The sequence below is a fragment of the Frankia sp. BMG5.23 genome (assembly GCF_000685765.2).
GTDB classification, from domain to species: Bacteria; Actinomycetota; Actinomycetes; order Frankiales; family Frankiaceae; genus Frankia; species Frankia casuarinae.
In genome coordinates, this window is sequence record NZ_JDWE01000008.1 from 95,846 (window position 1) to 109,464 (window position 13,619).

The following is a 13,619-nucleotide window of genomic DNA, read 5'->3' on the forward strand; positions in this document are numbered from 1 at the left end:
GGCGTCGCCGGGCGCTGGCCGTCACGCGCGGGACCGGGTAGCCGTCGTGCAGTCTGCTCGTGTCCGCATGGAGGAGCCCCGTGAGCACCCGGGTCGAGACGCTGGAGTTTCAGGCCGAGGCGCGTCAGCTTCTGCAGCTGATGGTCCATTCGATCTACTCGAACAAGGACATCTTCCTGCGGGAGCTGATCTCCAACGCGTCCGATGCCCTGGACAAGCTGCGCATCGCGTCGTTGGTCAAGGACGGCCCGCGGGTCGACAGCGCCGACCTGCGCATCGAGATCGAGGCCGACGTCAACGCTCGCACTCTGACCGTCCGCGACAACGGCATCGGGATGTCCCGCGACGAGGTCGTCGGGCTCATCGGCACCATCGCGAAGTCCGGCACGGCCGAGCTGCTGCGCAAGCTGCGGGAATCCGAGGACGGCGCGGCGTCATCCGATCTGATCGGGCAGTTCGGCGTCGGCTTCTACTCCACCTTCATGGTGGCCGACAAGGTCACCCTGCTGACTGGGAAGGCCGGTGAGAGCGGCGGCACCCGGTGGGAGTCCGACGGCGCGGGCACCTACGTCATCGAGACGGTGGACGACGCGCCGCGGGGAACCGCGGTCACGGTCCACCTGAAGCCCGAGGACAGCGAGGACCGTCTCTACGACTACACCGACGAGAACAAGATCCGGGAGATCGTCAAGCGGTACTCCGACTTCATCGCCTGGCCCATCCGGCTGGTGTCGGCCCCCGCCGCGAAGGACCGAGACTCGAACGACGACGGGACAGCCGAGTCCGGCGCCGGCGCCGAGAATGCCGGCGACCGGCCGCTCAACTCGATGAAGGCGCTGTGGGCCCGGCCGCAGAGCGAGGTCGACAAGGCCGAGTACGACCAGTTCTACCAGCACCTCAGCCATGACTGGACCGGCCCGCTCGAGGTCATCCACATGAAGGGCGAGGGGACGTTCGAGTACGAGGCCCTGTTGTTCATCCCGTCGCGAGCGCCGCTCGACCTGTTCACCCGGGATGCACGCCGCGGCGTCCAGCTGTATGTGAAGCGCGTGTTCATCATGGATGACTGTGCGGAGCTCCTGCCGAACTATCTGCGCTTCGTCCGGGGCGTCGTCGACACGCACGACCTGTCGCTCAACATCTCCCGAGAGATCCTCCAGCAGGACCGCCGGATCCAACTTGTGCGGCGCCGGCTGGTCAAGAAGATACTGGCCTCCATCAGGGCTCTTCAGGAGAACGACGCCGAGCGCTACCGCACGCTGTGGAAGGAGTTCGGCGCCGCCCTCAAGGAGGGCCTCCTCGAGGATGCCGACAACCAGGATGCGATCCTCGGCCTCGTCTCGGTGGACTCGACGCACGACGCCGATCGGCCGACCACGCTGCGCGAGTACATCGAGCGTATGAAGGACGCCCAGAACGAGATCTACTACCTGACCGGCGATTCGCGCGGAATGATCGAGAACTCGCCGCACATGGAGGCGTTCCGGGCCAAGGGCTACGAGGTCCTGATCCTGACCGACCCGGTTGACGAGGTCTGGGTCGAACGGGTGGCGGAGTTCGACGGCAAGCCGCTGAAGTCGATCGCGAAGGGCGAAGTCGACCTCGACACCGACGACGAGAAGAAGAGCAGCGAGGCCGAGCGGGAACAGCTGCGCAAGGACTTCGCCGCCCTACTGCCCTGGCTGGCGGCCAAGCTTGAGGACGACGTCAAGGAGGTCCGGCTGTCCAGCCGCCTCACCACGTCGCCGGCCTGCCTCGTCGGCGACACGTTCGACATGACGCCCGCGCTGGAGAAGATGTACCGGGCGATGGGGCACGAGATGCCACGCCCCAAGCGCATCCTCGAACTCAACCCGACGCACGCGCTGGTCATGGGCCTGCGCGCCGCACACGAACGGGACGCGGATTCCGCCGCCCTCGGCGACACCGCGGAGCTGCTGTACGGCATGGCGCTGCTCGCCGAAGGCGGAGAACTGCGCGATCCCGCGCGATTCACCCGCCTCCTCGCCGAACGCCTGGCGGAGGCGCTGTAGCGGCCGCCAACCGAGCGGGCCGTGTTTGTGCCGCGCGACGTATTCGACTTCGAGTGCGCCGAAGTGGCGCAGGCTGTCGACAGGAATCCTGCCGCGGTCCGTCAGCATGCAGGCGACCGCACACCGTAATGAGATTCGAACTCACTGTGAGGCGACAGCCCTGGCCGCGGGGCCGCGCCAAGTGCTGCGGGAAAATCCGAGCGCGACCCGTCAGCGACACCGGCGGGCGTTGAGCCGGGCGGCCTGGCGCGTCAGGTAATCGCGCTCGGCGAGGTTGGGTGCCTTGTGGGCCGCCTCGGCGTACAGCCGTGCCGCCGTCGCCAGGTCGCCGTCGCGCTCGTGGAGGTACGCCGCCACCGCGGCGTGGCGGGGCAGTGAGTCGTTCAGCGCCGCGAGCGCCGCCAGCCCGGCGCGCGGTCCGTCGGCCTCGCCGACGGCCACTGCGCGGTTGAGCCGGACGACCGGGCTGTCGGTCAGACGCGCGAGCTCGTCGTACCACTCGACGATCTGGACCCAGTCAGTCTCCTCGGCGGTGGGCGCGTCAGCGTGGAGTGCCGCGATGGCGGCCTGGGCCTGGAACTCGCCCAGCCGGTCGCGGGCGAGGGCCGCCTGCAGGATCTTGACGCCCTCGGCGATCAGCTCAGTGTCCCACCGGCTGCGGTCCTGCTCGGCGAGCGGCACCAGGCTGCCGTTGGGCGCGGTCCGGGTGACGCGCCGGGCGTGGTGGAGCAGCATGAGGGCGAGCAGCCCCGCCACCTCGGGATGGTCGACCGCGGCCGCGAGCTGCCGGGTGAGCCGGATGGACTCGGCGGCAAGGTCGACGTCGCCGGAGTAGCCCTCGTTGAAGACCAAGTAGAGGACGCGCAGCACGGTGGCGACGTCGCCGGGCTGGCCGAACCGCACGCCGGAGATGGTGCGCTTGGCACGGCTGATGCGCTGCGCCATGGTCGCCTCGGGCACCAGGTAGGCCTGGGCGATCTGGCGGGTGGTCAGCCCGCCGACGGCGCGCAGCGTGAGCGCGACCGCGGACGACGGCGTCAGCGAGGGGTGGGCGCACAGGAAGTAGAGCTGGAGCGTGTCGTCCACCGTGGGCGCGGGCCCGGGCGCCGGCTCCTCGTTGACGAGGTCCTCACGCCGGCGGCGGGCGGCGTCCGCCCGGGTCGCGTCGAGGAACCGGCGCCAGGCCACGGTGACCAGCCAGCCCTTCGGGTCCCGCGGCGGGTCGGCCGGCCAGACGCGGACCGCCTCGACCAGCGCGTCCTGCATGGCGTCCTCGGCCGCCGCGAAGTCGGCTCCGCGGCGGACGAGGATCCCTAGCACGCTCGGGGTGAGGCTCCGGAGCAGGGCCTCGTTTATCTGAGAGGTCACTCTGTGATGGTGGGCGGTGAGGTCAGGAACGGGCGCACCTCGAGCCACTCGTGGATCGGCTTCCCGCCCGCCCCAGGGGCGGCCGACAGGTCCCCGGCCAGCTCGATGGCGCGCTCGTAGCTGTCGACGTCGATCACCATCCAGCCGGCGATGAGATCCTTGGTCTCGGCGAACGGGCCGTCGGTGACCGGTGGGCGCCCCTCACCGTCGTACCGGACGAACGTCCCCTCGGGGGCAAGCGCCTGACCATCGACGAACTCGCCGGTCCCCTCGAGCCGGGCCGCGAAGTCGTGCATGTACTGCATATGCGCCGAGATCTCCTCCGGGGTCCACTGGTCCATGGGCACGTTGTTGACCGGAGCCGGAGCGCCGCGGTAGTGCTTGAGCAGCAAGTACTTAGCCATCGTGTTTCTCCTCGGTGCTGGTGCTACCCATTTTGGTCACGTTCACCGCGGGGACGGAGCCAGTCGCGGGTTCTCGACATCGCCGGTTGCATCCCGAGCGCCGGAGTCTCAGCCGGTAAGACCCAACGGACGGCGGGTACCTTGGTGGAAGGACCCGCCTCCATGGTGGACGGAGCCTTGACGGTGTTGAACATCAAAAATGAGGAAGCCCAGCGTCTGAGCCGCGAGCTTGCGGAGCTGACGGGGGAGACCGTCACGACGGCCGTGCTCGTCGCTGTCCGGGAACGCCTGGAGCGGATGCGCGCCGACCGCGACGAAGGTGAGCAGCGAGCGGCCCGCATCGTTGCCCTGGGTCGTCAGACAGCGGCCGCGGTGCCCCCGCCCGGCCTGAGCATCGAGGATCTCTACGATGAGCATGGGTTGCCAGCGTGATCGTAGACTCGTCGGCACTCGTCGGCACTCGTCGGCTCAAGGGTGAGGACTTCGTCCTCACTGATCTGATCGCCGCGGAGCTGGACGACGAATAGGCACACCGACGAATGACCGGCTGAGTAGGCATTCCGTTGGCTTCTGACGCACCAGGCTTTGCGGGCCAGCGCCGCTTCTCCCTTCGTTTTGGCTGGGGACTTGAGGATCTTGCCGTTCTTGCGCCAACAAGCGACATCCACGTCGTCGTGGACGTGTTGTCATTCAGTATGGCGGTGTCGGTCGCGGTCGGGCACGGGGCGCGCGTCTTTCCATACTTCAGCGAGAGTTTCTGGCCGCCGGGGGTTCTCGACGGCACGCTGTCCCTGCCCACCAGCGTGGTGGTGCTCACCAGCGCGGTGATGCCCACCAGGCCCGGCCTTCTTCCGCTTGATCGTGACAGCCTGCCGCATGTCCCCTTGGCTAGGGCCAGTCGTCGCTGCGGCCCGGGACGCCCGCATCGATCACTTGCACCTCGTCGGTCACTCGCTCGGCGCCGTCGTGGCCACGGCCACCGCAGGGCTGTACCCGACAGGGTACGGTCCCTGACGGCGCATGCCGGATGGATCAGCGCGGACCCGAGGATGGCGTTCCAGTTCGAGCTGTGGAAGCGGTTGGTGTTCGTCGACCCCGCGGCGATCGCGCAGCTGCTGTTGCTCACCGCGATGGGCAGGGAAACCCTGGACGCCTGGGAGCGGACCGATTTCGAGCGGGCGAGGGAGGCCTTCGTCGGCCTGTTGGACGGTGCCGCGGCCGGTTTCGCCCGGCAGTGTGATGCCGACACGACCATTGAGCCTTTCCGCGTAACCGATCGTCACGTTTAGTGATCACGTCGTTCGATCATGCTCGATGTGCAGGAGCACGAGAGCGGCGGCGACAATCTTCCCGATCTTCCACGGGCAGACGCTGACGTTGCGCAGCGCCTTGAACGTCATCTTCAAGAGCGAGTTCCCGCGTTCGCCGACGGCCCGTTGGGCGTTGTGCGCCTTGTTGGATGCTTTCTGGTCGTCGGTGAGCGAGCCACCCTTGGGCTTCAGCCACCCTTGGGCTTCTTGATCGCGACGGTCACGGTGTCGCGTTCGCCTTCGTAGCCCAGATCGCCCAGGACCGGCAGGCCTGCGGCGATCCAGACCGCCAGCGCCGGCAAGATCTGCGGGTGCGCGCGCAGCGCGGTGGTGTCGTGTTCGCGGCCGGGGCGCACCTCGGAAGTCCACAGCGGCCAGCCATCGGGCGCGGTGACGACCTGGATGTTCCCGCCGTGATTGGCATGCTTGCCCGACCACCACAGGTCCACTCCCGCGGTCGGGCCCGGGGTGGCGTTCCGGTCGGTCTCGATCAGCGTGCCATCGACACTGACGTGGCTGTGACCGGCGGCTTTCGCGGCGAGCAGGGCGGATTCCAGCTTCGGGGCGCGCTCGGCCAGCACGGCGATCCCTTCGTGGAGGTAGTCGTAGCCGGTCGACTTCTTGATCCCATGGTCGACGATCAGTTGGGCGACCTGGGTGGCGTCGGCGAACCAGCGCAGCACGAGCACCGCCTGCTCACGACTGGTGAGCTTCCGTGTCCCCTTCCGGGTGCCGCGGCGGACACGTTCCGCTTCCAGCAGTCCGGTGACGAACTCGACCGTGTGGTCCTGGAACGGCAGTACGGCCGTGTATGTCACACTCATGGCGCGCGGGACTCCCTGAAGCTGATCTTTGGTCGGAACAGACTTCTACCGGGGTCCCGCGTTTCTTCTTGCACCGCCCCCTTCGGACCGCCCTACCGCCTACCGTCCGTGATGCTCACGCAGAGCTATCGATCGTTGCGCGGAAAGGCTCAATGACTGATCCGTCCAGACGTGCCCGGCGGGAGACGATCCGAGCCGAGCACGCGGCCGAGGATGCCGAAGCCGCCGAGGCGGAGGCGGTGGAGTCCGAGCAGGCCGTCCCCGGTACGGGTGCCCACATCGTCGGCGGACGGGCTGCGCGTCCGCGAGGCGGCGGCAGGTCAATGATCGCCTTCGGCGAGTTCGTCGACGCCGAGCTCGGCCAGCAGCGTGGAACGCAGCCGGTCGAAGGCGGGGTCGGTCCGTCGCCGAGGGGACGCCACATCGACTGGAACGTCGAGGGAGAGCCGTCCCTCGGTGAGGACAAGCACCCGCTCCGCGAGCAGGATCGCCTCGTCAACGTCGTGCGTGACGAACAGTACCGCCGGCCGGTGGCGACGGCACAGCTGCTGGAGCAGGGCGTGCATCCTGATCCGGGTCAGGGCGTCGAGGGCCCCGAACGGTTCGTCGAGCATGACAAGGTCCGGCTCCCGAACCAGCGCCCGGGCGAGCGCGACCCGCTGTGCCTCACCACCGGACAGCGCCACCGGCCAGGACCGTTCCCGCCCGGCCAGCCCGACCTCTGCGAGCGCCACCCGTCCGCGTTCGGCGACGTCGCGGCCGGACAGACCGATCGTCACGTTGGCCAGGGTCCGCGTCCATGGAAGCAGCCGGGCCTCCTGGAAGACGACCGAACGCTGCCGGGTGGCCAGAACCTCGCCGGAGATGCCGCCGTCGAAGCCGCCGAGGATGCGGATCAGCGTGCTCTTCCCTGACCCGCTGCGGCCCAGCAGGGCGACGAACTCCCCGGAGGCGACCGTGAGGTCGAGGCCGTCGAGGACCGTGTGATTCCCGAAGGTGCGACGCAGGCCGCGGATCCGGATGGCGGCGCCGTCGGCACCGCGGGTTTCGGCGGTTTCGGCGGTGTGCTGAGCGTCGGCGGTGTGCTGAGCGTCGGCGGTGTGCTGAGCGTCGGCGGTGTGCTGAGCGTCGGCGGTGTGCTGAGCGTCGGCGGTGGCCGGGCGCTCCAGGGTGGCGACGGCCGTGGCCGCCGCCGTGGTGTTGGTGTCGGTGTCGGTGCTCAGGTTCCGTCGAAGCCGCGGCGCCATGACAGCAGCGTCCTTTCCAGGATGCGGACCATTCCGTCGCTGACGAGTCCCAGGATTCCGTAGATGACCAGGCAGAGGACCATGATGTCGGTCCGATTCCAGGACTGCGCGCTGTTGAGCAGGTAGCCGATGCCCTTGTCGGTGTTGACCTGCTCGGCGAAGACCAGCAGTAGCCAGGCGACTCCCAGAGCCCAGCGCAGACCGACGAGGAAGCCCGGGAGCGCGCCGGGAACGATGACTCGCCGGATGAGCCCGAACCGGCCGAGGCCGAAGGTCTGGCCGGCCTCCACCAGTTTGATGTCGACCCCGCGGATGGCGGAGTAGGTGTTCATATAGATGGGGAAGGAGACCCCCACGGTAATCAGGAATATTTTTGCTTCCTCGCCGATGCCGATCCATACGATGATGAGCGGCAGCAACGCGATGACGGGGATCGTCCGTAGGAAGTTCATCGCGGAGTCGACGACGTCCTGGCCGGCGCGGAAGAAACCGGCGATCACCGCGAGAGTCAGCCCGATGGTGACTCCGAGGATCAGGCCGACCCCGCACCGGTAGAGCGAGATGCCGAGGCTGTCCAGCAGCTCGCCGCTGTTCCACAGCTCCCGTCCCGCGCCGAACACCGCGGCCGGGGAGGCCAAGGACTGGTCGCTGACGAGGCCGAATCCCGTGACCGTCCACCAGGCGGCGAACAACAGCGCGGGACCGGTGAACCGGCGGACCTCCGGCGGAATCCACCGGCGCCCGCCGGAGCCGCGCGGCCCGGCCTCGGTCCGGCCGTCAGCGATGACGCCGTCGGGTAAGATGAGTTCGTTCACGTTTATCATCCCCTCGGATGGAACGTCCCGGTGCCCTGAGGTTCAGGTGGCCAGCGAGGCCTTGGTGAACGCGGCGGTCAGCTCGGCATTGAAACCCTTGTCGATCTCGTCGTTGACGTTCAGGGTCTTCGGCAGTTGGTCGACGTCGATCAGCAGTCGGGCCTGCACGCGCTGGCTCTCGATGAAGCTTTCGGAGACCGGCTTGTAGAGTGCCCGCGGCAGCGAGTCGAAGTACTTCCTCGCCGCCTGCGGGTTCTGCTTGAGCTGGCCCACGTAGTACTTCTTGATCCACTCGTCCTCATGGGCCTTCGGCCAGGCGGATGCCCGGGACAGGCGGATCAGGAAGTCCTGCACCGCCGTGCGCTTCGCCGGATCCTTGAGGGTGTTCTTCGATGCCAGCACGACCGAGAAGACCGGGAGCGGCTTGGTCTCGATCTCATAGGAACCGGGAGCCTGCTGGCCGACCGCGGCGACGTACTGCTTGGCGTACACGATGGCGTCGACCCGACCGGAGGCGAGTGTCGCTCCGAGGCTCGTGATGGGCACGTTCACCGGGGTGATGTCGCTCTGCTTCAGACCGGCGGACGCGAGCTGGTTGAGCAGATAACCGTGCAGGGAGGTACCGAGGGTGAGGGCGATGCGCCTGCCCTTGAGGTCGGCTGGCTTGTGAATCCCGGAGCCGGCCTTGACGATGATCGTCTGGGTGTTCACCGGGTTCTCCGCGACAGCGACCGCGGTCACGCCGGCGTGCGCCCCGTTCGCGAACAGTACCGGTGTATCGCCCATGAAGCCCACGTCGATCTTGCTCGCGCTGAACGCGGCGTTCATGTGCGGACCGTCGGCGAAGGTGTTCCAGCTCAACCCGTAGGAAGTGCCCCGCGCCTCGCCGGAGAGCGTGAGCGGCAGTTCCAAATACTTGCCCTGGTCGCCGATCCGCAGCGTCACCTGGCCACCCGTAGCGGCCGAACCCGCGCTGCCGCTGCCGCCGTCGTTCCCACAGGCGGCCAGGGTCACCGCGACGGCTGCGGCAAGTCCGGCGGCCAGGAGGGAAAGACGCCGCCCGCGCGGTCGTCGATGCTGCATCGGAAATCTCCCTATCGGGTCGTTCGGTCGTGATCCGGCGGACAGACGGTGGCCGTTCGGGGTGGCTTGTCGTTCGAGGTGGATCGTTGGTCGGGGTGCCGACAGCCGCGAGGGACTTGGCCCTCGCGGCTGTCAGCGGATTGCCGGCTCCGGTATTCGTGGTGTCCGCGGATATCGGCGGACAGCGGATCAGGAGCCGAGGAACGGTTCCCCGGCGACCAGTTCGGATTCCTTGCCGTCGACGCCGACCGGAATGTCGCCCTCGATGGTCACCCGGTACAGCACCCGGTCGAAGTCGAGGTGGCCCAGGTCCGACGGGCCGAGGTGGGAGGTCGCGCGGTTGTCCCAGAAGGCGATGTCACCGGGGTTCCACTTGAACCGCACCGTGAACTCGGGCCGGGAGATCTGCTCGTAGAACAGGTCGAGGATCCGGCGGCTCTGTTTCGGCGAGAAACCGATGATCTCGCTGTCCTTGGAGGTGAAGCTCGGGCTGACGAACAGCGCCCGCTCGCCGGTCTCCGGATGGACGCGCACCACCGGGTGGATCGCGACCAGCGGGTTTGCGGCGACCTTCCGCCCGTACTCGCTCTCGCTGGGGAAGTTTCCGAAGCTATGCCGGGCGCGCAGGCCGTTGGCCAGGTCCCGAAGCTGCTCGGGCAGCTCCTGGTAGGCGGCGACCAGGTTGGTCCACGCAGTGTCGCCGCCGTATGGCGGGACGATGCCGGCCCGCAGGATCGACGCGGCGGGCGGGTTCACCAGCGCGGTGACGTCGGTGTGCCAGCCATTGTCGTAGGTGACCTTCTTCTTCGTTCCGAAGAACCTGGCGTACCGCCGGCTGTCGATCGGCAGGATCTCCGGGAAGCCCGCCGGCGGCGCGTCCTCGTGCGGGTGGGCCGGGGTCAGCTTGCCGAAGCGTCGGCCGAAGGCGACCTGCTGGGCGTGGTCGATGTTCTGGCCGGGGAAGAAGACAACCTTCCACTGGTGCAGCGTGGAGCGGATCTCGGCGATGGTCGCGTCGTCCAGGTCCTCGCGCAGGTCCACTCCGTGAATCTCGGCCCCGATATAGCCGGAAAGCGGGCGGACGTCGAGTCCCAGAAGAGGGGTCGTGGTTGTCATCCTGTGTTCCTCCAGAGGTTGGGAAAAGATGCGAAGACGGCGGGGAGGGCAGCCGGAATTCCGGGTGACGGACCGGTGGGACGCGTTCTCGGGGAGTGCCGGGAACGCCTGCGCTATCGTGATCGGCACTATTGCGATCGACTACGGATTCTGTCGCGACGGACAGCGGAACGTGACGCCGGGCGGCAACATCGGCGACAACGAGCGCTGGCTGCGGGAAATCTTCCCGTACCGCCGTTCCTGGAGTCGCTCACCGGTCAATCTTCGGTCTCGCCCTTCCGGGCCGTCAACGTTTTGTGTTCTGGTGGAATTAATACCTCCGGCGGGCGGCTGCGGCGACTGTCGGTGTCCGTGATGGTGTCCGTGATGGTGTCCGCGACGGCATCGGGGCGGGCAGCGGGACGGGCAGACTGTGCGGGCGGCGGTGGACCGCGTCGAGGACGGTCGCTCCCGCCGCGACGGCCAGCACGTTCATGCCGAAGCTGCTCGGCAGCACCATCCGCTCGGGATCGGTGCACACACGTGAGTGCGCGGCGATCTCCTCGTGCAGGTCGACCAACAGATCCGGCAGGCAGAGCGCGGCGGCCTCGGTGAGAACGACGATTTCCGGGTCCATCATGTCCACGAGCAGGCTGATCATCCGACCCACCAGCCGGAGCCTGGCGCGCAACAGCGACAGCGCGCGCGGGTCGCCGGCGAGCCCGGCGTGCAGCAGCACCTGCAGGTCCGGACGGGAGATGATCCCGTCCTGGGTCGCCCGCAGCAGCATGGTCCGTTCCGACAGCGCCGCCTGCGCGCAGCCCGACCGGCCGCAGCGGCACGGGACGTCGCTGTCGGCGAGCCGCAGGTGAGCGATGCCGCCCGCAGCGGAATGCGGTCCGATGTGCACCGATCCGTCGGTGGCGAACGCGGCGTCGACCACGTTGCCGACGAACAGCTGCAGCAGGCTGCGCCGGGCGCGCGGGTCGCCGAAGAGGATCTCCGCCTGGGCCAGGGCGCGGGCGTGCCCGTCGACGTGCACCGGCATGCCCATGGCCGCCGCCAGCACCTCCCGGACCGGCACGTCATGCCAGTCCAGGGGCTCGTGTTCGATCACCACGCCGAGGTCGGGGTCGACCCGGCCGCCGGTGACGACGCCGAGGCCGAGGACACGGTTGCCCTGGGCGCGCCGGGCGAGGAAGTCGGGCAGATGTCGGGCGATCATCCGAAGGACGTCCGCCGGGCCCCCCTCCCGCGGCAACTGCTCCCGCGTCACCACCTGTCCACGCAGGTCGACAAGGCTGAAGGTGACGAACGGGACGGCGATGTGCACCCCGCAGGCCAGATGAAGGTCGGTGTCCACGTCCAGGGGCACGTGCGGCCGCCCGGCCCGGGGAGCCAGCGAGGAGGCGGGAAGCTCTCGGAGCAGACCCAGGGAGATCAGCCCGGCTGTCTGCCGGGAGACCGCCGCCGGGCTGAGCCCTGTTGCCCTCCCGATGGCGGTGCGGGCGACCGGACCGTGGTCGAGGACCGCCCGCAGGATCGCCGCCGCGGAGCCCGCGGGGCCGCCCGGGGCACCGTAACCACTGGGGGCGCCGGAGCCGCCGGAGCCGCCTGGGCTGCCTGGGCCGCCGGCAGTGGTTCTCCCGGCTCCAAGCCTGGAGACGACCCCCGCCGCGGCCCGCGGCCTTCCCTGCGCCGGCAGCGTTTCCCGCGCCGACATCTTGTCGCGTACTGGCGCCTTGTCGCGTACGGGCACGGAGAACCTCCTCGCGATGCGACCACGCGGCCGACGGGGCCTCTCGTCGCCGCGCACGCGCAAGGCGTGCAAACACAGGGCAGGTGGAACGCACGGAAAAGTCAGGACCGGGGGCCCGGCTGACCACAGGGACGGTGGACCGGAGGGAGGGGCCCACCCTTCGCTGACATCAGGTCGGCGGCCGTTGGCCGGCTCGGGTACGAGGCGGCAGGTGCCGTCACCGGGCGCCGGGGGCTTACGGTGACGGATGCCAGTCGGCGGAACGGGGCCTGATGATCAGCGGGATCGATGGTAAGGGTGACAGAGCGCGCTCGCGACGCGATGAAAGTCAATGTGTGCACGGCAGACCAGAAGCGGGCGCCGGCTCATGACGCTGACAGTAGATATCATTCCGCCGCTTGTCAATAAAAAAAGTAGAGATTATCGCCTTCCACTCAGCCGACTAGGAGAATAAGCGGGGGCGCGGCGAGCACGATGATCGCCCCGAAGTAGGCGCACGGCGGCATCCACCATGGCACTTCCGGCGGGTCGAGGAGCCGGGTGATCCGCGAGATGACCGGATTGGCCGTGCCGCGCCGGGGGCCGCCGCCGACCGGTCGTGTCTGGCCGGGCGCCGCATCGCCGGGCGCCGCATCGCCGGGGTCTGGCCCGCCGGCGTCTGGGTTGCCCGGGCCGGGCGGGCCGGAATCGCGGACGCCGACCGCCGTAGGCTCGTGGGAGCCGAGTGCGGGCAGCACAGCGGCCGGAGAATCGATGATCCCCAGCGCCCCGGCGGGGACCGGTGCCCTTGCCCCGCCCAGCCGGGCCAAGGCCCGCGCGAGCGATCGGCGGCTTGTCTGCCGGGCCGCCGCGTCGTCGGCGAGCATCTCGACGAGGAGCGAGACGGCCGCGGTCGCCTCCCTGGCCGGGTCCAGGAACGGGAAGGTCCGCTCCCACGCGACGAACGGCTGGATGACGAGGTCGTGACGACCGGCGACGTGGGCCGCCTCGTGGGCGAGCACGGCGTCCAGTTCGGTGGCGTCGAGGGTGTTCAGTAGCCCGCGGGAGACCACAACCCGGGCGTGCCGCACCCCCGGCACGCAGTAGGCGACCGCGACGGGATGATCGAGGATACGCAGTAGAATGCCGGCCCGGTCCCGGTGTTCGCACAGGCAGCAGCCGGTTGCGCCCCCGCCGTCGGCGGTTGTGCCAGGGTCGGTGGCCGCACCAGAGTCCGCGGCTGTGCCGGAATGATGGGACGCATGGCCGGGCGGGACGCAGGTCTCATGCCGGCGATGCCGACGGCCAGCCAGATCGACCAGGTCGCGGTGTCGGTGACGCTCGCGAAGGGTGGCGGCGCTGGAGGTGCCGAGCACCCCGAACAGCCGGGAGGCCAAGGCCGCCGCCACAGCGAGGCCGATGAGGTTGATCAGGCCCAGGCCCGTCAGCGGCGCGCCGGCCGCGATGTTGTCGAGATGGTCGACGATGGCGGTCGGGGTGTCGCCGGACAGCGGTGAGACGGTGAACGCGATCGCCGCGAGTAGCGCCGACACTCCGCCGGCCAGACCGACCGCCTGCCAGAGCACGATCGCCGCCCGTGGACATCGGTAGGGCCAGCGCGCGGCGGCCAGCAGGCGTGGGACCGGCCAGGCCAACACGCCCGCGAACAGGGCGAGAAGTGCCGCGGTCGTCATGTCCCGGC

11 protein-coding genes and 2 pseudogenes are annotated in these 13,619 nt (G+C 69.0%); 4 read left to right on the forward strand and 9 right to left on the reverse strand.

From position 1 onward, the window contains the following. The first annotated feature begins 80 nt into the window (after nt 1-80). Together htpG and BMG523DRAFT_RS27250 are read left to right on the forward strand one after the other, a co-directional pair. Nucleotides 81-2,033 carry a molecular chaperone HtpG gene (gene htpG, locus BMG523DRAFT_RS06010; RefSeq protein WP_011434711.1) on the forward strand — a complete coding sequence of 651 codons (1,953 nt, stop codon included), beginning with the start codon at nt 81-83 and terminating at the stop codon, nt 2,031-2,033. A gap of 6 nt (nt 2,034-2,039) precedes the next feature. Next, a pseudogene (locus tag BMG523DRAFT_RS27250) lies at nt 2,040-2,138 on the forward strand (RNA polymerase subunit sigma-24); the annotation flags it as partial. A 105-nt stretch (nt 2,139-2,243) separates the two neighbouring features. Here BMG523DRAFT_RS27250 and BMG523DRAFT_RS06015 read toward each other — a convergent pair. Both BMG523DRAFT_RS06015 and BMG523DRAFT_RS06020 read right to left on the reverse strand, forming a co-directional pair. Further along, nucleotides 2,244-3,389, reverse strand: coding sequence for an RNA polymerase sigma factor (locus tag BMG523DRAFT_RS06015; protein ID WP_035731191.1), 1,146 nt, complete (start codon nt 3,387-3,389; stop codon nt 2,244-2,246). An 8-nt stretch (nt 3,390-3,397) separates the two neighbouring features. Next, a complete protein-coding gene (locus BMG523DRAFT_RS06020) occupies nt 3,398-3,805 on the reverse strand; it encodes a YciI family protein (RefSeq protein ID WP_011434713.1) in 408 nt (135 codons plus the stop codon). Between the two features lie 162 nt (nt 3,806-3,967). On the opposite strand from BMG523DRAFT_RS06020, the gene BMG523DRAFT_RS06025 reads away from it, so the two are divergent. Both BMG523DRAFT_RS06025 and BMG523DRAFT_RS25215 read left to right on the forward strand, forming a co-directional pair. Beyond that, nucleotides 3,968-4,237, forward strand: a complete 270-nt coding sequence (locus BMG523DRAFT_RS06025) for a type II toxin-antitoxin system VapB family antitoxin (protein ID WP_011434714.1) — start codon at nt 3,968-3,970, stop codon at nt 4,235-4,237. A 617-nt stretch (nt 4,238-4,854) separates the two neighbouring features. Beyond that, complete coding sequence (locus BMG523DRAFT_RS25215; RefSeq protein ID WP_023840133.1) at nt 4,855-5,094, forward strand: hypothetical protein; 240 nt, start codon at nt 4,855-4,857, stop codon at nt 5,092-5,094. 3 nt (nt 5,095-5,097) lie between these two features. Here BMG523DRAFT_RS25215 and BMG523DRAFT_RS06035 read toward each other — a convergent pair. The 7 genes and pseudogenes from BMG523DRAFT_RS06035 to BMG523DRAFT_RS06065 all read right to left on the reverse strand — a co-directional run bounded on the left by BMG523DRAFT_RS06035 (nt 5,098) and on the right by BMG523DRAFT_RS06065 (nt 13,611). Beyond that, nucleotides 5,098-5,939 (reverse strand): annotated as a pseudogene (locus tag BMG523DRAFT_RS06035) (transposase family protein). Between the two features lie 320 nt (nt 5,940-6,259). Further along, nucleotides 6,260-7,186 carry an ABC transporter ATP-binding protein gene (locus BMG523DRAFT_RS06040; protein WP_023840131.1) on the reverse strand — a complete coding sequence of 309 codons (927 nt, stop codon included), beginning with the start codon at nt 7,184-7,186 and terminating at the stop codon, nt 6,260-6,262. Continuing rightward, entirely contained in the window at nt 7,159-8,001 is an 843-nt protein-coding gene (locus tag BMG523DRAFT_RS06045; protein WP_011434718.1) for an ABC transporter permease, read from the reverse strand. Before BMG523DRAFT_RS06045 ends, BMG523DRAFT_RS06040 begins: the two co-directional genes overlap by 28 nt. 42 nt (nt 8,002-8,043) lie before the next feature. Next, nucleotides 8,044-9,084 (reverse strand): ABC transporter substrate-binding protein, encoded by a 1,041-nt coding sequence (locus tag BMG523DRAFT_RS06050; RefSeq protein ID WP_023840130.1) that lies wholly within the window; start codon nt 9,082-9,084, stop codon nt 8,044-8,046. Nucleotides 9,085-9,273: 189 nt separating this feature from the next. Then, entirely contained in the window at nt 9,274-10,200 is a 927-nt protein-coding gene (locus BMG523DRAFT_RS06055) for a TauD/TfdA family dioxygenase (RefSeq protein ID WP_011434720.1), read from the reverse strand. Nucleotides 10,201-10,510: 310 nt separating this feature from the next. After that, nucleotides 10,511-11,902: an ROK family transcriptional regulator gene (locus tag BMG523DRAFT_RS06060; RefSeq protein WP_043590631.1), complete on the reverse strand. Its 1,392-nt coding sequence runs from the start codon at nt 11,900-11,902 to the stop codon at nt 10,511-10,513. Between the two features lie 470 nt (nt 11,903-12,372). Next, on the reverse strand, nt 12,373-13,611 hold the full coding sequence (locus BMG523DRAFT_RS06065) for a M56 family metallopeptidase (protein WP_023840128.1): 1,239 nt from the start codon (nt 13,609-13,611) through the stop codon (nt 12,373-12,375). Between the last annotated feature and the right edge of the window lie 8 nt (nt 13,612-13,619).